Here is an 18957-nt window from a genome sequence, read left to right as displayed (position 1 = left end):
GGACGTATTGTGGTTCATTTTTATCTGGTTCTTGCGTACACTCGAGCTTCATTCTCATAGATTTTTTGACCATGAACATTCAGACATTACGTGTTGTAGGATTTTTAGAAGGGATTTCTTTTTTACTGTTGTTATTCATTGCGATGCCAATGAAATACATCTTTGATAACCCTATCCTAGTCAAATACGTGGGTATGGGGCATGGCGTATTGTTTATCTTGTTTTTAATTGTGCTGTTTGTGGTCTGTGAAAAGCAAAAGTGGTCTTTGAAGATGTTTATTTTAGGTTTGATCGCTTCGATCTTACCTTTTGGCCCTTTTGTGTTTGATGCCAAAATTAAAAAATTAGAACCTGAGCAAGCTGAAGCCTGAGTCTAAAAAAACTGGCTTTAAAAAGGATTTTTTAAAGCAGTCATAAAAAGCGCCCATTCAAATGAATGCGCGCTTTTTTATGATGTGCACTTAGCTGAATAAAATCTTAGTAAACACCACGCTCGAGACGTTTTTGCATCACTTTTTTCACGGTCGCACGTGGAAAGCTAAACCAAAGTGCAATCAAAATGAGGCAGACCAAACTATAGGCCCAAAGGCCAAATGCCACATAAGCCATGCGAACCAGTTCAATCACGAAGAAAAACGTAAACATCATCAGTACCGAAACGGCTGCGGCAACCGTCCCTTTGGACACTTCCGATGACATCAAAGCAAAGCGATATAACACAGAAAAACTAATGCCTTCACCGAAGCTCACCAAAGTCATCCCCACAATCAGTAACGGCAAGAAATAGCTTTGGAAAATGGTGCCGAGCACCACCAAGAGCGTACCAACGAACATCAAAGGTAAACCAATTAATACAGTTTTACCCAGTGCCATTTTGTCGATGACTTTAATCAGTACAATGTTGCCCAGAATTAGCCCCCCCAAGACGGGGAACTGCGCCAAGCCATATTGCATACTGCTTAAGCCAAGTTCCTCTACCAAGATCACAGGCGACAGCGCAATCCACAGCATCAAAGGCATGGCGACCATCGGTAGGCCAAAGGTGAGCGCCAAAAAGGTCTTATTTTTATAGACCGTTTTATAGTCATCCCAAATATAGCGCAGCGGCTTTTTAGAATGACGCTGTTGTGTCGCAGGCATTTTGGCTTTTAAACCAAACCAACTTAAAAAAGCCAAAAAGGCGATGCCAATAAAGCCCCAATGCCATGACACATGGTCAATCATAAATGCGCCCACTACAGGGCCAAGCAGCGGTGCCAACAAAGAAATATTGGCCATGAGTGCCATGACTTTAATGGCATCACGTTCTTCAAAACTTTCCTGTACTGCGGCATAACCCACAGCAGAAATCATCGATAGCCCCACGCCTTGTAAAAAGCGGAGCGCCAAAAAAGACTCAATGTTTTGAGTAAGTAAAATCGCGAGGCAAGTAAGCACGAAAAATGCCACACCTGCGAGCAACACTTTTTTACGGCCTAAACGGTCTGAGAGTGGTCCAAGCAGCCACGCGACACAAGCACCGCCCAGTAAATAAAAGGACATAGACGATGGTGCCCATGCACTGCTTACCCCAAAGTCTTGAGTAATAGCGAGCATGGCAGGCTGGACTAAATCGTTACCGATATAGACCGAAAATTCGAATAAAACCAATGCCAAAGGAAACATCAATGTGGCACGGCTTAACTTTAAAGTTTGTACGTTTTGCATTGTTATCTACATATAAAATGCGTACAAGCCTGAGCGAAGTCCGTTGGAGGGAGAGACGACTAAGCCCAATGGCAAGCACTGAGAAAATTTATTAAATTACGTTTTTTGAATGCACTGAGATTTCGCGGCTTAATACACCGTATTCACAAGGTGTCTAAGATAGATCAAACGATTTCAGTTGTGAGATTTTTATAACTCAAACTAAATACACCCACTAGTTTAAGTGGGTGTATTTTAGCAGTTTATAACTTGATAAATTGTAATTTTTCTTACAGTCGCTAAGCTGAGATTTCAGTTTTGACTTTTATCGTGTTAGGTTCACGAGTGAGATGATCTGGCTTCATAAAGAAAGAACAAATGATTGCAAATACAGCCATCCCCACAATATAACTAATTATTAAATGTGGGCTGCCATCGCCAATACTCAAGAGTTTAGTTGCAATAAGCGGAGCTAAGCCTCCCCCTAATACACCTGCAAATTGTACAGAAATAGAGATGCCACTATAACGAATTTCGGCGGGAAATTGACGGGCAAATAGCTGGGCTTGTGGTGCATACATAATTGGGAAAACCACACCAATACCTAACACAATCGCCGTCCAAACCAATACTGGGTCTTTGGTCCCCAACATAGTGAAAAATGGATAACAATATAATGCCAAGGCCAAGAGACCAAACATAAACATATTTCGTTGCCCGACTTTATCCGATAAGTGTCCACACAATGGTGTCATCACCATAATTAAGCCTGCACCGCAAATCGTTGCAAATAAAATATCCTGACGCGGAATCCCTAGTTTGGTGGTGGTATACGCCAAGGCAAATGTAGAGGCAATATAAAACCAAGCATTTTCTGCTGCACGGGCAAAAATAATCGTCAGCAACTCACGTGGATGATTTTTAAAGACTTGCATAGCAGGAACTTTAATTTCCTGCGCCTGCTCTTTCACTTTTTCGAAGTCAGGTGATTCAGGGACTTTGACGCGAATATACCAACCTACTCCTAATAGCAGAATGCTGGCAAGGAATGGTAAACGCCATCCCCAACTAAATAAACTAGCTTCAGGCAGTAAAGAAACAGCGCCTAAAGCAAGAGAAGCCAATAATAAGCCTCCCCCTGCACTGGCCTGAGGTAAACTTCCCCAGAAACCTTTGCCACCTTCGGGTGCATGCTCAACTGCCATCAAAACAGCACCACCCCACTCGCCCCCCATCGCCATACCTTGAATAAATCGAAGAATGACCAAACAGAAAGTTGCCCAATAACCAATACTTTCATATGTAGGTAATAGCCCAATCAAAACCGTCGGGATCCCCATCATAATCAAGGTGGTTAACAACATGGCTTTACGACCAATCTTGTCGCCAAAGTGTCCAAAAACAATCCCACCCAGCGGTCGTCCGATAAATCCCACCGCATAGGTGGCGAAAGCGGCCAATACCCCAGTTAAAGGGTCTAAATTTGGGAAAAACAATTTATTAAAAATCAGTGCTGCAGCGGCACCATAAATAAAAAAATCGTACCATTCTATGGTCGTTCCCACCATGCTGGAGATTCCAGCCAAACGGTGAGAAGACTTTTTATGTGGAAGACCCGATCCTTGTATCTGCTCCATACCCACCTCTTGCAATTCTTAGTATTGTCTGCTTTCTGTCACGTTTAAAATCTGTCCTGATTTTTAAACCACGTGACTATAACGATATTGGTTATGATTTCATGAGTTTTAAAGCTATGACGACTCATAACTTTAAGAAAAATATTATAAAAGTGAACGAAAATTCACTAATTTATTAATGTGGATGAATCTTGAAATAGAGTCAATCTACTTAATTACTTAAGTAGTTTTCATAAAGTATTTTTTATTTAGATTACATAAGCTTAAAAATAAATTCTTGATTTTTAAGCACTGAGGATGCACTTGGCCACCCCAATATTTGAATCAAAAATGCATCATTGAAAACAATAGAAAAGATAAAAAGGTCATTTTTTACAATTGCTAATTCAGCACAATTTACTATATTGCTTCATATACTAAGTATGGATACTTATTATGATTCACTATAATAAATTGGCTTTTGATTTTAGCCCTGCACCTATCGTGGTGCTCAGTAATCGGCATATGGTCGAAATGAATCACGCCTTTGCTCAGATGTTTGGTTATGAGCGTGAAGAGCTTCTTCATCACTCCATTATTAAAATTTTCCCCAGTATTGAAGACTATGAGAAAGTCGGAAATGATGCTTTGCAAAGCCTATTGCAAAAAAATAGCCTGCATTATTCGGATCAACGCTTTATGCAGCATAAAAGTGGAGAGATTTTCTGGACACATACCCATGGACGTACACTCACCCCTGAAGATCCTTTTCAATTGATGGTGTGGCATTTTGAACGTAAAGAACAGCATCCGCTGACAAGTAAGCAGAAGTTAACCAAACGTGAGTCTGAGATTACGCAACTCCTTGTAAATGGACTAACCTGCAAAGAAATTGCACGAAAACTTTCCTTGTCACATCGTACAGTCGAGGTTCATAAAGCCAATTTAATGAAGAAGCTAGGTGCTCATTCTAAAAGCGAACTCAGCTCTAAAATTATTATTCAGAATCGCCTGACACATTTTTAAGACGTCATCTTTATTTGAATGGTTCAACATAATAATGATAAAAAGGCGTAAACCGACTACGCCACTTTTATCACCAGAAAAACAAGGATCTATTTCAATCAAGAACACTTCGCTGTTTGGAAGTTCTTGGTATTTTTACCGCGCGCGCATTGGTAAGAGGTTTTCGTCGCAGTTTTTTCCCAGTCGCCATCGACCAACTTAAAGTTATACACGGTACGCACCGACTTCACCGAATCATCTAACAACCCTGTTTCAGTCACTTTGACTTCTGCCGCAGTCGGAGACTCAACCGTATTAAAGTATTGGCGGATTTCAACCGTAGCCAACTCATTACGCAAATCTGGACGCTCTTTAAGTACCTGAGCCAACGGCGTATCTGACGAACCGACTTTATTCACTAACTCTTTGGTCGTCGCACAACCTGACAATAATCCCACACATACGGCTGAAGCTAAAATAAGACGCAACATAAATCCCACCCAAAATTCATTATTTATCAGTCCATCATGCCTTTTTTAGGCCTATTACACTATTTAGTAAATGTAATTCAGTTCCTTCAGCCATAAAAAAGCGCATCACGATGGATGCGCTTTTAAAATTCAATTCGAACTTAAAGATCGAATAATTTACCTGGATTCATAATTCCGTTTGGATCAAAAACTTGCTTCAATGCCTTCATATATTCAATCTCTTCCGCTGAACGGGTGTAGTCAAGGTATGGCTTTTTGGTCATGCCCACACCGTGCTCCGCAGAAATTGAACCGTCGTATTTTTTTACAGTTTCAAAGACATATTTATTCACCACCTGACATTTGGCAAAGAATTCGTCTTTACTTAAGTCAGCCGGTTTTAAAATATTTAAGTGTAAATTACCGTCACCAATATGACCGAACCAGCAGATTTCAAAGTCTGGGTAGTTACTTGCCACAATCGCATCAATTTCTTTAATAAATGCAGGAACGTGGGTAATCAAAACTGAAATGTCGTTTTTGTATGGTGTAAATGGAGCAATCGACTCAGAAATGTCTTCACGTAAGCGCCATAAGCTTTCCACTTGATCGAGGCTTTGGCTCAACACGCCATCCAGTACCCAGCCTTGTTCCATACAGTGCTCAAAAATTTCCATCGCCTTGTCCATGATCGGCTCAAATGGCGCTTCAAATTCTAACAATACATAGAATGGACATTCGGTTTCGAACGGACGTTGTACATGACCATGTGCCAACACTTTTTGCATTGCAAGTTCACCAAAGAACTCAAATGCAGTCAGGTCAATTTTTGCTTGGAAAGCATGCAGTACAGGCATCACAGCATCAAAGTCAGGCACGCCCAATACCATTACTTGAAGGTCTTGCGGTTGGCGTTCCAGTTTGATTTCAGCTTCAGTCACTAAACCCAGTGTCCCTTCACCACCAATGAATAAATGTTGCAGTGCATAACCAGTGGCGTTTTTGATCATGCCTTTGTTTAGACGCAGCACATCACCCTTACCTGTGACTACAGTTAAACCGAGTACCCAGTTACGCGTCATGCCATATTTAATGACTTTAATACCGCCGGCATTGGTGCCAATGTTTCCACCAATTTGACTCGAACCCGCAGAAGCAAAATCGACGGGGTAATACATGCCTTGCTCTTCAGCATAGTTTTGCAGCTGTTCAGTCACCACGCCTGCTTGGACGCGAACCATACGGTCTGCTGGGAAGAATTCCAAGATTTGGTTCATCTTGTCCATGCTTACCACAATTTCACCGTTGGCAGCGACTGCACCGGCAGATAAGCCAGTACGACCACCTGATGGTGTAATCGCAACATTGAACTCATTTGCAAGTTTCACAACCGCTTGCACTTGTTCCGTGCTCGATGGAAAAACGATGACTGACGGGTTTGGATCAAAATGTTTGGTATGATCGCGTCCCCAATTTTCAAGGCTATCCGCATCGGTTTTAATGCGGTTTTCACCTACAATTGCTGTCAATTGGGTCAATAACTCTGGGGTTAAAGCGACTGGAGCATTCATCGTTTTCAGACCTTGCAAGAAGTAAACAAGTTGTTTGTGGCGCTAGGGTTCTCTGCATGAAAAGCGCTTTATTTCAGTCTTTCCATGCCCTAAGGCTCAGGCAGTTCGTGAGGATTTAAGCAGCAGTGTGCAACTGGCTTATTTTCACGGAGTCATATTATAAGGCATTTTTTCTGTTTCCCGCAGAAAAAGCTGTTTTATTCAGGATACCTTTGAAATGATTAGTTTAATTAGACCAAAAAGACTTTTTTACGCACCATAGAGGCTAAAAATACCCAGCAGAGTCCGCATAAAGGAAATGTATATCGGGCGCGGTACGTGCTATTATATCGCCACTAAATTTGGCCTTTGTAGCGGAGCCGTAATGAGCCAACATCTTTCACTTCCTAAAGATAAAATTCGTTTCTTGTTGTTAGAAGGCGTTCACCAAAACGCAATCGACACACTAAATGCTGCCGGATACACCAACATCGATTATCGTAAAACTGCGCTTGAAGGTGAAGCGTTGAAAGAAGCGATTAAAGATGCACATTTCATTGGTATTCGTTCCCGTACACAACTCACTGAAGAAGTGTTTGAAGCAGCGAATAAATTAATCGCTGTTGGTTGTTTCTGTATTGGTACCAACCAAGTGAACTTAAATGCTGCGATGGTTCGTGGTATTCCAGTATTTAACGCACCATACTCAAATACACGTTCAGTGGCTGAACTTGTACTTGCTGAAGCTATTCTTCTTCTTCGCCGTGTACCTGAAAAATCGACAGATACACATGCAGGCGGTTGGAACAAGTCAGCTGTTGGTTCGTTCGAAACTCGTGGCAAAACTTTAGGGATTGTCGGTTACGGTTCAATCGGTTCACAACTTTCTGTCCTTGCTGAAAGCTTAGGTATGAAAGTGATCTACTTCGACACAGTAACAAAACTACCATTAGGTAATGCACGTCAAGTCGGTAGCTTAAACGAACTTTTAGCCAATGCTGATGTTGTTTCTTTGCATGTACCTGATGTTCCGTCTACACGTAACTTCATGACCAAAGAAAAATTTGCACAAATGAAAGAAGGTGCAATCTTCATCAATGCTGCACGTGGTACATGTGTCGTGATTGAAGACTTAGCAGATGCCTTGAAATCAGGTCATGTTGCTGGTGCTGCGGTTGACGTGTTCCCGAAAGAACCAAAAGCCAATGGTGAAGAATTCATTTCTCCACTACGTAACATTCCAAACGTGATCTTAACCCCTCACGTAGGTGGTTCGACCATGGAAGCGCAAGCGAACATTGGTTTAGAAGTGGCTGAGAAATTCGTTTCTTATTCAGATAAAGGCATGACTTTATCTGCGGTGAACTTCCCAGAAATCGCGTTACCGTTGACCGAAGGTAAACACCGTTTACTTCACATCCACAAAAACGTGCCAGGCGTGTTGTCAAAAATCAACAACTTGTTTGCTGAACACGGCATCAACATTTCAGGTCAGTCTCTCATGACCAAAGGTGATGTGGGTTACTTGGTAATGGATGTAGATGCAACAGCATCTCAAGAAGCTTTAGATACTCTACAAGACGTTGAAGGCACAATCCGCGTTCGCGTATTGTTCTAATTCGACTCTTTTTAAAAACCACAGCTGCCAAGCTGTGGTTTTTTTATTTTTGAATACTTGTTAAAATTTTATGTGCGACCCAAGCACATTCTCCGCTACTTTTTGCAAGTATTCATTTCTCTATCTAGTATTCTAATAATGCCAAATCTAAAAAGTACTCCCCACCTCCAAGCGACCTTTTTATTGCTGATTGCAATGCTTAGCTTGCAAAGTAGTGGTTCACTGGCCAAAGTGCTGTTCGATCAATTTCCCATTTTAACTGTTTCCGCCATGCGCTTGCTGTTGGGATCAATCATCTTGGCCGTGCTGTTTAAAATTTGGCAGGTTGATTTTAAGCAAGTCAAATATAAAGCCATTCTCAGCTATGGTTTTGCTTTGGCAGGCATGAACCTATTGTTTTATTTATCCATTGCTCGCCTGCCGCTCGGCATTGCAGTGTCGTTTGAGTTTATTGGCCCACTCAGTGTTGCTCTGTTTTATGCCAAACAACGCTTTGACTTTGTTTGGGTCGGGCTGGCTATTTTAGGTTTGGTTTTACTGTTTCCATTCGACCAAGCTGCTCAACCTTTAGACCCTCTTGGGATCACATTTGCACTAGGTGCAGGTGCATGTTGGGCCTTGTATATCGTGGCGGGGCAGCGCCCATCGGGTGTTTCGGGCAACCATACCGTGTGCTTAGGCATGTTTGTCGGTATGCTGATATTAATGCCGCTTGCCCTATTCAGTGGTTTACCCACAAATGTGTTTAAACCCTCAAACTTGGTCTATTTCATAGCTTTGGCAGTTTTGGCTAGCGCTTTGCCTTTTAGCTTAGAAATGATTGCGCTACGCAATTTAACCGCTTTAAGTTTTGGGACGCTCATGAGCCTTGAACCTGCTATCGCAGCACTATCCGGTTTTGTCTTTCTAGGCGAGCAACTATTGTGGTCACAGTGGCTTGCGCTCAGCGTGATTATCATGGCTTCTATTGGTTGTACTTATACAGCCCAAAAAAACCGCCAAGCTACAGTTTAAACGATGTAATCCAGAGTTTGAATTTAGCTTTTAAATCCAAAGGCTCTATCGATTACTTTTAAATTCATGTCGTTGCATTAAAAAAATTCAGCTTATTCAGCATCCAACTTGGGTGCTGAATCGTTATACTAATCCACCGTCTTAAAATAACAGGTCGCTATGACCTGATGTGTGCATGATGCCTAATTCTCAACTGATGGCAGTGATGTTCATGGTCTTGTCCATGCTGTCCTATCAAATCAGTGCTTCTTTTGCCAAGCAGTTGATTGCAATGCTGGATCCCCTCACCGTGGTGACCCTTAGACTGTGCTTTGCCGCAATTTTAATTGTGCTGATGTTCCGCTCATGGAGCATCATTAAACGCCTACCGCATTTAAAGTGGAAAGATTTACTCAGCTATACAGCAGCCTTATGCCTCATGAATATTTTATTCTACGCTTCGCTGGGTAAACTGCCGCAAGGTATTGCCGTAGGTTTAGAGTTTTTAGGCCCTTTAACTTTAGCGCTACTCTCGATCAAACAACGTCGTGATTATATTTGGGTCGGATTAGCGATTTTAGGCATTGCACTGATGGTGCCGTGGCATCAAGCCAATGCAAGCAACTTCTCGTTCTTAGGAGCCGCATTTGCGGTTTCAGCGGGTGCTTGCTGGGCGCTGTATATTTATTTTGGGCAAAAAGTCGTCCGTCAAAATATCGGCATGCATGCTCTCAGTATTGCTATTGTGATCTCAGCCTTGGTGCTTCTGCCCATTAGTGCCACGCATAACCCAACAGCGCTGATGCAAACGGAATACTGGCCCAAAGCCTTATTGATTGCACTACTCGCCACAACCATTCCTTATGCTCTAGACCTGATGGCTTTGAAACGTTTAAGTAAACTCAGCTATGGGACGCTTTCAAGTTTGTCGCCGGCTTTAGCAGCCTTGGCAGGTTGGTTACTACTGAAAGAACAAATTAGCATGTGGCAAACGTTAGCGCTAGTTTGTATTATGATTGCCTCCGTTGGTGTTACCTTTAGAGCCAAACCGCAAAGTGATGACGCGCTTTAAATCACAAAAGATGGCACTCGCCATCTTTTGTTTAAAATGGACTTAAACCAAACTGTCTTTTTCAATTTTTTTGTATTTTTTATATTCCTGCTGATACTGCTTGGCGAGCGCAGTCTTTTGAGCATCGAGTAAAATTTTTCCTGCTTGCTGAAAGAAACCATGCTCTTCTTCTTGTAAGTGATGATGTACAGTTTCCGATAATTTTTTTGCAATTGCCAACCAGCCCGGATTTGAGAATTCCGTCTCCGTCAATTGCTCCAATAACTCATCCATTTTATGATGCTCTGCCAAAGCATGGCGGGTAATGTTAAGGCCCGAATCAGTCATCATTAAAGGGATATAAAAATAACGGTCTTCTGCCACAGCATGGGCAAATAATTCATTTTTAAGGCGTTCAAATAGCTCACGGCGCTCAGGCGTATCCCCTGAAGTTTGGAGTAGTCGTTCAGCCAAATTTCGTTGTATAACGTGACTTTCTCTTAAGGCTTCAAATATATTCATTCTATGCTCCAGTTCCATTCAACTTAAAACATCATTTTTTATTGAAAAGCTTCTTGGTACAGCATTGAGTGCACTGTATTGATCATAAATGCAATAAACGAGAAATGAGGTCACAGACTGCGCGTTTTTTGTAATGAAGTTTTAAAGGTATCGCACCATTACATCAAAAACATTTGATAGCTCAATCTTACAATCAGAATCGTCACCAAAATAAGAAATAAAATGCGGATAAAACCACTGCCGTATTTCAGCGCCATTTTTACCCCACAAATAGACCCGATCATATTTGCGACGGCCATCGTGCCTCCTACAGCAAAGAGCACATGGCCCGAGGGAATAAAAAAGCTTAGCGCTGCAAGATTGGTCATCACATTGCCAATTTTAGCCAATGCCGCCGCATGCAAAAAATCGACGCGTAAATAGCGAATAAAATAGAAAATAAAGAAACTGCCCGTGCCTGGGCCAAACAAACCATCATAAAAGCCAATGGCTAAACTCCCGATTCCCGCCAACAGCAAAATTTTAGGCGTCACACGCTGTGCCATATGCACTTGCCCAAATTGCTTCTTCATGAGGGTATAGACCGCCATCACAATCAACATGACCAAGACAAAGGGTTGGAGGACTTCTTTTGGAATCATGGCGACACTGGCCGCGCCCCCAAATGAACTGATGGTGGCACACACTGCGACCACAGCCAAAAGTTTCCATTCAAAGCGAACTTTGCGGGCAAAGGAAACGGCGGAAGTGGCTGTACCCACCACTGCCGCTAATTTGTTGGTGCCAAATAAAGTGGCAGGTGCCATCGACGGAAATGCATTCATCAAAGCGGGAATTTGGATCAGCCCACCACCACCGACGGCAGCGTCAATTGCGCCTGCACAAAAGGCAAAAAAGATCAGACTGATAATAATGTCAATGTCCACGCCTTATCCTTTTTTACCGAGTGATATATTTCGATTATAGATTTAAAACCCGCTTTGGAACCAATCTTTTCTTATCGGTAATTTCAGCCAAACCTAAGCATTTTTCCCCATCGAAAACCAAGACCTGCGCTTCCGCTGTATGCTCAATATTACTTTCCATACCGCGACTAAAGTATTCACTGCGCCCTTCTGGAACTTGTACTTTAGGAAAATGATCTACGGGTGCATACACAGGTAACAACAGTGCTTCGCGCTCTTGTTCAGACAAACTTTCCAAATACTCAATGGTATAACTTGGAATCAGATCAAAATGACCTGTTTTAATGCGATGTAAATAAGTCAAATGACCATAAGTACCTAATGCCTTCGCAATATCTTCGCCTAAAACACGAATATATGTGCCTTTGGAGCAGGTAATATCAAGGGTGACACTGTCTGCTGTGAATGAAAGCAGCTCAATCGCAGAGATGGTAATCGGGCGTGCTTCACGCTCAATCTCAATCCCTTTACGGGCTAACTCATATAAAGGACGACCATCTTTCTTCAAAGCGGAATACATTGGTGGCACTTGCTGAATATCACCCATAAACTGAGCCAAAACGGGCTGAATCAGCTCTTCGGTTAACTCAGGTACAGCCTGCTCTAACAACTGCTCGCCTTCTACATCACCTGTGGTGGTACTGTGACCCAGCTGAATGGTGGTTTGATAGCGCTTCACCGAGTCCAACAAAAAGTGCGAAAACTTGGTTGCTTCGCCCAAACAAATCGGCAGCAATCCCGATGCCAATGGATCAAGCGCTCCCGTATGCCCTGCCTTTTGCGCACGGTATAACCAGCGCACTTTTTGCAATGCCGCATTTGAACTGATCCCCAATGGCTTATTCAATAAAAATACACCATTCACGGCACGGCGCTGGATTTTTGAAGCAGATGATTTCATAACATAGACACGTCTTAAAGCTGCCGCAATACTATCAACCGCTTGTCTAGTTTTACAACTTTTCTGTTGTTTATTTGCCCTTTTGTTTCAGAATAAATCGAGTTCAGTCATATGAACCAAATAAAAAATACAATAGGGATGTTAGGCATAGGATATGCAAAAAAAGAAATTATGGCTCATTTTCGCCGTGATCATCGTTGTCATTCTTGGTTTTCTCATTTGGCTCGCACCTAATGCAACTGTCGGCTCAAACCAAGGGCCGATTAGCTCTAGCGCTCAAAATACGACAGGCTTATTACCCGCAGCGTCAGACTTGCCACATGCTTCAGGGTTGCCTTTTGCCAGTAACAGCCAACAGGACACCGAAGTCAACTGTCAACTGGTGCTTGACCAAAGTAATCGCTTAGTTGTTAATGAACAAACACGTAACTGTTTTGAATATTTTATTACCCAATATGGTGAAAAAAATATTGACCAGATCACGCAAGATTTTAAAGCCTATATCCAGCAAGGTTATAAAGAACCTGCGCTTAAGCAAATTTTAGATCTTTGGACTCGCTATATAGATTATCGTGTGCAATTGGGTAGTCTGAAGGAGCCAAGCCTAAATAAAGAAGACCCTGAGTACTATCGTAAAATTTTCACTTTGATGAAAAACCTACGCAGTCAGTTCTTTTCCGACTATGAAATCGAAGGCCTCTTTGGCGCTGAAAATACCTACCATGAATATACCTTAGACCGTATGAGCATCATGGCAGATCAATCCTTAACTGAAGTACAGAAAGCGCAGAAACTGAAAGAACTGTTTGCTCAACTGCCCGAAGATTGGAAAGAAAACCTAGAACAACTCTCCAAACTCGAAGATCTGCGTAAACTGACCTCAGATATTAAAGCGCGCGGCGGCTCTGCTGAAGAAATTCGCCAAATGCGCCAGAATCTTGTCGGTGCCGAAGCGACCGTACGCTTAGAAAAACTTGACCAAGATCGAAGCAATTGGAAATCTCGGGTCAATACTTACTTAGAACAACGCGACAACATTCTTAAAAGCAATATGAATCAAGATGCGCAGCAGCAAGCCATTCAAAAACTACGTGATCAACAGTTTAATAATTCACAAGAACAACTTCGACTAGGAGCCTTTGAAACCACGCATGACACAGGAGGAAAACTTCCGTTCGCAGATTAAAGCTATACCGTGTTTGACTTTTTCAGGATGAAAAAAATGTTTATAATGAAAAGAATGATACAAACAATGTCACTCGTAGGACTGATTACCAGCCTTGGACTCAGCGCAACCACAGCCACAGCTGGATTACAGACGGTGACTGCAAGCGTAAAAAGTAATTATGCTCAAACCAAATATCCATTGCTATTTACCCATGGCATGTTTGGGTTCAGCCGAGTGGGCGTTGCCGAACTTGGACTAGATTACTGGTATCAAATTTTACCCGACTTGGCTCGAAATGGAGCAACCACCTTTGCAGCACAAATTTCCCCTTTAGAGTCAACTGAAGTACGGGGTGAACAGTTACTACAACAAGTTGAAGAGGTCATCGCCCTGACAGGCAAGCCCAAAGTTAATTTGATTGGGCATAGCCATGGTGGACCAACCATTCGCTATGTAGAAGCAGTTAAACCGCAATATGTGGCCTCACTGACAGGTGTGGGAGCAACATTTAGAGGTTCAAAAGTGGCTGATCAGCTTCTTGCCAATCAAGGCGGAACACAACTACTCAGCCTAGCGGCGGATTATATTATTGGTCCTATGCTTGCTTATGGACAAAGTAACCCTGCATTAAAAAGCAATTTAACGGCATCGCTCACCTCGATTAGCGAGCAAGGTTCCAGTGCTTTTAATCAGAAATATCCAACAACAGCACTGGCTTCAGACTGTAACAAGAGCGGTGCAACATCCAGCAATGGCGTGTATTACTATTCGTGGACTGGCACGTCTCAAGTCACGAACATTCTCGATGTTGCAGATAGTGCGATCTCACTGTTGGGGCCTTTGGCCTATGGACATTTAGACAATGATGGTTTAGTGGCACGCTGTAGTACACACTTCGGTAAAGTCATCCGTGATAACTATGACTGGAACCATTTAGATGAGGTCAACCAAGTTATGGGACTACGTGGACTATTTAGCGCAGACCCTGTTGATGTCTATCGCCAACATGCCAATCGCTTAAAAATGCAAGGACTCTAGTTCTATTTTTCCCTTCGAATCTTTAACGTTTCGGAGGGATGCCTCCTAGAATTATCCAGTTACAAACTGTATTTAATTTAATCGGATTTCTCTACGCTCCTCCTCCCTCACCTTTATACTCATTTTTGACAACTTAAATTGTCGTCATAAAAAATAAAAAACGAGGATGATCAATGAAATATGGATTATTGATAGCTGGACTGCTGTCGACCTGCGCACTTGCTGCTACACAAACGCAAGCAGCTGCTTCACAAATTAAATCAAACTACGTTGCCTCTAATTATGCAAAGACCAAATACCCTTTGGTTTTTGCACATGGTATGGGTGGCTGGATTCGAGCAGGAACCGATGAACTTGGTGTGGATTACTGGTATCAAATCTTGCCAGATTTAGCCCGTAACGGTGCAAACGCATGGGCAACACGCGTTTCTCCATTCAACACATCTGAAGTTCGTGGTGAACAACTGCTGCAACAAGTAGATGAAATCTTAGCGATTACAGGAGCACCCAAAGTCAATTTGCTTGGTCATAGTCACGGCGGACATAGTATTGCCTATGTCTCAAATGTTATGCCCAATAAAATCGCGTCTGCAACAGCCATTTCTAGTCCTTTAAAAGGCTCTCCTGTGGCGGATTTGATTATTTCCGCGCAAGGTACGCCGCTAGAACAACCGCTGGTAGGCTTAATCAACTTTGGGTCCAAGGCTATTGTTTGGGCACAACAGCAAAATCCGAACTCACTTCCACATGATGCACTCGGTGCTGGTAAAAGTTTGAGTCAAGCTGGGTCTAAAGCTTTTGCACAGAAATATCCATTGGGTATGCCAAAAACAAGCTGTGGTGAAGGTTTAGCGAAAGAAAATGGAGTTTATTTTTACTCTTTCTCTGGCAACTCAACATTAACCAATATTCTTGATCCAGACTCATTATTGGGTGCGACAGGCTTACTCATGCAAGCGCCAAATGATAATGATGGCTTAGTCTCACGTTGTAGTGCCAAATATGGTAAGACCGTGCGCGATAACTATAATTGGAACCATTTAGATGTGATTAACCAGTTCTTTGGTCTACGTTCTATTTTTGCTCCAGACCCTGTGGATGTTTATCGTCAACACGCCAACCGTTTGAAGCTTCAAGGACTCTAAAATTTAGGCATAAAAAATGCGCCATTGGGCGCATTTTTTTACTCGTATAAAACTTAAAATTAAGCTTTAACTTTACGAGCTGGTAACTTTTCACGAATACGTGCAGCTTTACCAGACAATTCACGTAGGTAGTAAAGTTTAGCACGACGAACGTCACCACGACGTTTCACTTCGATTTTAGCAACGATTGGAGAGTGAGTTTGGAAAACACGCTCAACACCAACACCGCTAGAAATTTTACGTACTGTGAACGCAGAGTTCAAGCCACGGTTTTTCTTCGCGATTACAACACCTTCAAATGCCTGAAGACGCTCACGGTCACCCTCTTTTACTTTAACCTGAACGATAACTGTATCGCCTGGTGCAAAAGCTGGGATGTCTTGTTTAAGCTGTGCATTTTCAACAGCTTGTACTAAAGGATGCTTACCGCTCATGGGGTATCTCCAATATGTGCGGGTCAGAAGAGGTCTGATATCCGCTGGGTATAGAGGCTAAATCGCATAGACCCGATTATCTTTCTCTTTATGCTTGACCACTTCAATGCACAAAGAGCCTATTAAAAGAATACTCTCAATTAAGTATTCAAATCTGTTAGCCATTTCTTTTGCTGCTTCGTCAACTCCACATTTTCCACCAACTCAGGTCGGCGTTGTTGTGTTCGTTGATAACGCTGCAAAAACCGCCATTTCTCAATATTGGCATGATGTCCCGACTTTAAGACTTCAGGGACATCCAAACCTTCAAAATGGTCTGGCTTGGTATATTGTGGGCAGTCCAAAAGACCATCCACAAATGAGTCTTGCACATGAGACTGTTCATCAGACATTGCACCCGGAAGTCTCCGAATAATACTGTCTAATAAAACCATCGCAGGAAGCTCACCACCCGATAAAACGTAATCCCCTATCGACCATTCCTGATCAACATATTTTTGGATCAAACGTTCATCGACCCCTTCATAACGGCCACACAACACAATCAATCCATCATAGTCGACAAACTGTTGTACTGCAGGCTCATTTAAGGTTTTTCCTTGCGGTGACATATACACCACAGGAACATGAACTGCACCTGCTTGCATGGCAAGCTCTTTGGCACGTTGAATTGCTTTTGCCAGAGGCTCAGCCATCATCACCATACCTGGACCACCACCAAATGGACGTTCATCCACTCGTTTGTAGTTGCCCTCAGCATAATCACGAGGATTAATACAAGTTACTTGTACTAAATCACTTTTTGCTGCACGCCCGCTAATACCGTAGGCTGTAATCGCTTCAAACATTTCAGGAAAAAGCGTAATGACTGCAAAAAACATCGCAGACCCCCGTATTTCCAAAAATAATTAGTAATCTACGCCCCAATTCACGTAGATACGACCAGCTTCGAGATCAACGCGTTGCACCACATCTTTATGCCATGGAATCATACGCTCTTCAGCATCAACGCTGTCTGGTGTTGCGTGAACCACCATCACATCATTGGCACCTGTCTCAAACATTTCATGGATTTTTCCGAGATTTACTTCTTGTTCTTCATCATCCAAACCTAACACTGTTAAGCCTTTCAAATCTGACCAGTAAAACTCATCCATTCCTGCTTTAGGAAGTTGCGCTTTTGAAATCCAGACATTTGCGCCAACTAGGTTATCTGCTGCAGTGCGATCAATGACGCCTTTGAGCGAAACAACTAAGCCTTTGCCATGCGGTTTCCAACGTTTTACATCTATTGTTTGCCAACCTGCTTTGGTTTCAATGTACCAAGGCAGATAGTCAAAGATGTTGCTCATCGGTTCTGTATTGGAATAGATCCAGAGCCACCCATTTAATCCATATGCTGAACGTAACTGTCCAATCTGAATACGATCTTCGGGAACATTCTGTGTTGGTGTCATGGGCTACCTACTACTTAATTAGCAAAAATTATGCAGTAGCTGCAGCTTTCTTAGCTTGAGCAGCTAAAGAGGCAACACGTTCAGATGGTTGAGCACCTTGAGCAACCCAGTGTGCAAAACGGTCAGCATCTAAACGAAGTTTTTCTGCTTTACCTTGAGCTGTTGGGTTGAAGAAACCAATACGTTCGATGAAACGACCGTCACGTGCATTACGGCTATCAGTTACAATAACTTGATAGAACGGACGTTTTTTAGCACCACCGCGTGCAAGACGAATAACTACCATGATACAACCTTATAGTTTTTACGGATTATCCCTGCCCCGACCACCGGAACATTTCAAACCCCTTTCATAGAGGGCAATATTTTACGTTATCTTTGCTGCGAAAGAAAGATTAAAATTTGTTTATCCACAGTTTTGAATTTGGATTTTATCTGCCGTCCCAGTTGGAGGTGGCTGAAGGAGTGCAGGCAGAACCGCTATTAATGTCTGTTCCTTTGGTCCAACATCGCTCTCCACGAGAGTTTAACACCAAATGCCCATTTCCTTCTTGAGCAGAACCTGTAATAGGTGTGGCTGTCAGTATCCAATCCTGAGAACTTAAAACCGCAGGAACTCCAGCCACGGGTGTTAAACTGACTGTATATAATCCGCCCCCCTGTGTTGGATAAGATGCGGCGATCCCGAAATCACTTGCAGTTGCCCCAACAATCTTAAAGTTTGCAATCTTATATCTTTGAATCTGATCAGCAATTTGCATAAGACTTGCTTGCATGTCAACGCGCTTCGTACGACGTACATACTCTTGATAAGATGGATAGGCTATAGCTGCTAAAATTGCAATAACAGCGACAACAATCATCAACTCAATTAGGGTAAAGCCTTTCTGTATTCTTACCATGCCTCCCCTCCCGCACCACATCCTGTGTAGGTAATATTTGCTGCTGTTAAATTTTTGCAACGTATTCCTGTACTTGTGATTAAGTAATTATAATTTTTAACATCGGTTGTAATAGCTTTAAGTACCCATAAATGCCCTGAAGCAGTAGTTGCATTTAGCAACTTCGTAGTATCTGAGCCATCTTTTAATTCAAAACTGTACGTTCTTGGGGTATTAATCGTCTGTGTAGATAAATCAAAACCTTTATAACTAAAATTTCGTGCTTTATGGCGCTCAAGTAGTGTCGCTATACGCTTCACTTCTTGCTGTGCTTTCGATGTCTCGGCTCTTCGGATATAAGTTTGATAAGATGGGATGGCAATTGCAGCAAAAATTGCCACAATCACCACCACCACCATCAATTCAATCAAGGTGAAACCATTCTTAGTCATAGATC

At 42.5% G+C, this 18957-nt stretch carries 21 protein-coding genes; 8 read left to right on the top strand and 13 right to left on the bottom strand.

Going from position 1 to position 18957, the window contains the following annotated elements; translation table 11 throughout:
• The first annotated feature begins 71 nt into the window (after positions 1-71).
• Positions 72-371, top strand: a complete 300-nt coding sequence (locus tag AC0KVP_RS01635; protein WP_087527333.1) for a DUF3817 domain-containing protein — start codon at positions 72-74, stop codon at positions 369-371.
• A 106-nt stretch (positions 372-477) separates the two neighbouring features.
• Here AC0KVP_RS01635 and craA read toward each other — a convergent pair whose 3' ends face one another.
• Positions 478-1707: a chloramphenicol efflux MFS transporter CraA gene (gene craA / locus AC0KVP_RS01630; RefSeq protein WP_473338478.1), complete on the bottom strand. Its 1230-nt coding sequence runs from the start codon at positions 1705-1707 to the stop codon at positions 478-480.
• 278 nt (positions 1708-1985) lie between these two features.
• A complete protein-coding gene (locus AC0KVP_RS01625; RefSeq protein WP_473338476.1) occupies positions 1986-3323 on the bottom strand; it encodes an MFS transporter in 1338 nt (445 codons plus the stop codon).
• 435 nt (positions 3324-3758) lie between these two features.
• Here AC0KVP_RS01625 and AC0KVP_RS01620 point away from each other — a divergent pair, with 435 nt between their 5' ends.
• Positions 3759-4328 carry a LuxR C-terminal-related transcriptional regulator gene (locus AC0KVP_RS01620; RefSeq protein WP_473338471.1) on the top strand — a complete coding sequence of 190 codons (570 nt, stop codon included), beginning with the start codon at positions 3759-3761 and terminating at the stop codon, positions 4326-4328.
• Between the two features lie 98 nt (positions 4329-4426).
• Here AC0KVP_RS01620 and AC0KVP_RS01615 read toward each other — a convergent pair whose 3' ends face one another.
• Together AC0KVP_RS01615 and AC0KVP_RS01610 are read right to left on the bottom strand one after the other, a co-directional pair.
• Positions 4427-4798, bottom strand: coding sequence for a hypothetical protein (locus AC0KVP_RS01615; protein ID WP_004978014.1), 372 nt, complete (start codon positions 4796-4798; stop codon positions 4427-4429).
• Positions 4799-4938: 140 nt separating this feature from the next.
• A complete protein-coding gene (locus tag AC0KVP_RS01610; protein WP_004978025.1) occupies positions 4939-6348 on the bottom strand; it encodes an FAD-binding oxidoreductase in 1410 nt (469 codons plus the stop codon).
• Positions 6349-6712: 364 nt separating this feature from the next.
• On the opposite strand from AC0KVP_RS01610, the gene serA reads away from it, so the two are divergent.
• From serA to AC0KVP_RS01595, 3 genes are all read left to right on the top strand, one after another.
• A complete protein-coding gene (serA, locus tag AC0KVP_RS01605) occupies positions 6713-7945 on the top strand; it encodes a phosphoglycerate dehydrogenase (RefSeq protein ID WP_004691438.1) in 1233 nt (410 codons plus the stop codon).
• Positions 7946-8083: 138 nt separating this feature from the next.
• On the top strand, positions 8084-8959 hold the full coding sequence (locus AC0KVP_RS01600; protein ID WP_473338465.1) for an EamA family transporter: 876 nt from the start codon (positions 8084-8086) through the stop codon (positions 8957-8959).
• A 178-nt stretch (positions 8960-9137) separates the two neighbouring features.
• Positions 9138-10010: an EamA family transporter gene (locus AC0KVP_RS01595; RefSeq protein WP_473340377.1), complete on the top strand. Its 873-nt coding sequence runs from the start codon at positions 9138-9140 to the stop codon at positions 10008-10010.
• A 42-nt stretch (positions 10011-10052) separates the two neighbouring features.
• Here the strand turns inward: AC0KVP_RS01595 and AC0KVP_RS01590 are convergent, their stop codons facing one another.
• From AC0KVP_RS01590 to truB, 3 genes are all read right to left on the bottom strand, one after another.
• On the bottom strand, positions 10053-10511 hold the full coding sequence (locus AC0KVP_RS01590; RefSeq protein WP_004978028.1) for a hemerythrin domain-containing protein: 459 nt from the start codon (positions 10509-10511) through the stop codon (positions 10053-10055).
• A 158-nt stretch (positions 10512-10669) separates the two neighbouring features.
• Positions 10670-11437 carry a sulfite exporter TauE/SafE family protein gene (locus AC0KVP_RS01585; protein ID WP_004978029.1) on the bottom strand — a complete coding sequence of 256 codons (768 nt, stop codon included), beginning with the start codon at positions 11435-11437 and terminating at the stop codon, positions 10670-10672.
• Positions 11438-11471: 34 nt separating this feature from the next.
• A complete protein-coding gene (gene truB / locus AC0KVP_RS01580; RefSeq protein ID WP_473338460.1) occupies positions 11472-12377 on the bottom strand; it encodes a tRNA pseudouridine(55) synthase TruB in 906 nt (301 codons plus the stop codon).
• 154 nt (positions 12378-12531) lie between these two features.
• Between truB and AC0KVP_RS01575 the strand changes: the two genes are divergently transcribed.
• The 3 genes from AC0KVP_RS01575 (at position 12532) to AC0KVP_RS01565 (ending at position 15728) form a co-directional block, all read left to right on the top strand.
• The gene (locus tag AC0KVP_RS01575) at positions 12532-13563 is read left to right on the top strand and encodes a lipase secretion chaperone (protein WP_473338457.1); all 1032 of its coding nucleotides are present in this window, start codon (positions 12532-12534) and stop codon (positions 13561-13563) included.
• A 54-nt stretch (positions 13564-13617) separates the two neighbouring features.
• Positions 13618-14583, top strand: coding sequence for an esterase/lipase family protein (locus AC0KVP_RS01570; RefSeq protein WP_473338455.1), 966 nt, complete (start codon positions 13618-13620; stop codon positions 14581-14583).
• Between the two features lie 173 nt (positions 14584-14756).
• A complete protein-coding gene (locus AC0KVP_RS01565; RefSeq protein ID WP_004978033.1) occupies positions 14757-15728 on the top strand; it encodes an esterase/lipase family protein in 972 nt (323 codons plus the stop codon).
• Positions 15729-15787: 59 nt separating this feature from the next.
• On the opposite strand, the gene rplS is transcribed toward AC0KVP_RS01565, so the two are convergent.
• The 6 genes from rplS to AC0KVP_RS01535 form a co-directional block, all read right to left on the bottom strand.
• Positions 15788-16162 carry a 50S ribosomal protein L19 gene (rplS, locus tag AC0KVP_RS01560; RefSeq protein ID WP_004691454.1) on the bottom strand — a complete coding sequence of 125 codons (375 nt, stop codon included), beginning with the start codon at positions 16160-16162 and terminating at the stop codon, positions 15788-15790.
• Positions 16163-16302: 140 nt separating this feature from the next.
• Positions 16303-17043, bottom strand: coding sequence for a tRNA (guanosine(37)-N1)-methyltransferase TrmD (gene trmD, locus AC0KVP_RS01555; protein WP_160362134.1), 741 nt, complete (start codon positions 17041-17043; stop codon positions 16303-16305).
• A gap of 27 nt (positions 17044-17070) precedes the next feature.
• Positions 17071-17619: a ribosome maturation factor RimM gene (gene rimM, locus AC0KVP_RS01550; RefSeq protein WP_004978035.1), complete on the bottom strand. Its 549-nt coding sequence runs from the start codon at positions 17617-17619 to the stop codon at positions 17071-17073.
• A gap of 28 nt (positions 17620-17647) precedes the next feature.
• Complete coding sequence (gene rpsP, locus AC0KVP_RS01545) at positions 17648-17905, bottom strand: 30S ribosomal protein S16 (RefSeq protein WP_004718284.1); 258 nt, start codon at positions 17903-17905, stop codon at positions 17648-17650.
• A gap of 145 nt (positions 17906-18050) precedes the next feature.
• Positions 18051-18521 carry a type IV pilin protein gene (locus AC0KVP_RS01540; RefSeq protein ID WP_473338443.1) on the bottom strand — a complete coding sequence of 157 codons (471 nt, stop codon included), beginning with the start codon at positions 18519-18521 and terminating at the stop codon, positions 18051-18053.
• Positions 18515-18952 (bottom strand): type IV pilin protein, encoded by a 438-nt coding sequence (locus tag AC0KVP_RS01535; protein WP_473338440.1) that lies wholly within the window; start codon positions 18950-18952, stop codon positions 18515-18517. The genes AC0KVP_RS01540 and AC0KVP_RS01535 overlap by 7 nt, the downstream gene beginning before the upstream one ends.
• Positions 18953-18957: the final 5 nt, after the last annotated feature.

It is taken from the genome of Acinetobacter sp. DL27, from assembly GCF_055810995.1.
The sequence above is the reverse complement of the archived record's forward strand: the minus strand, read 5'-3'. Positions and strand labels throughout refer to the sequence as shown.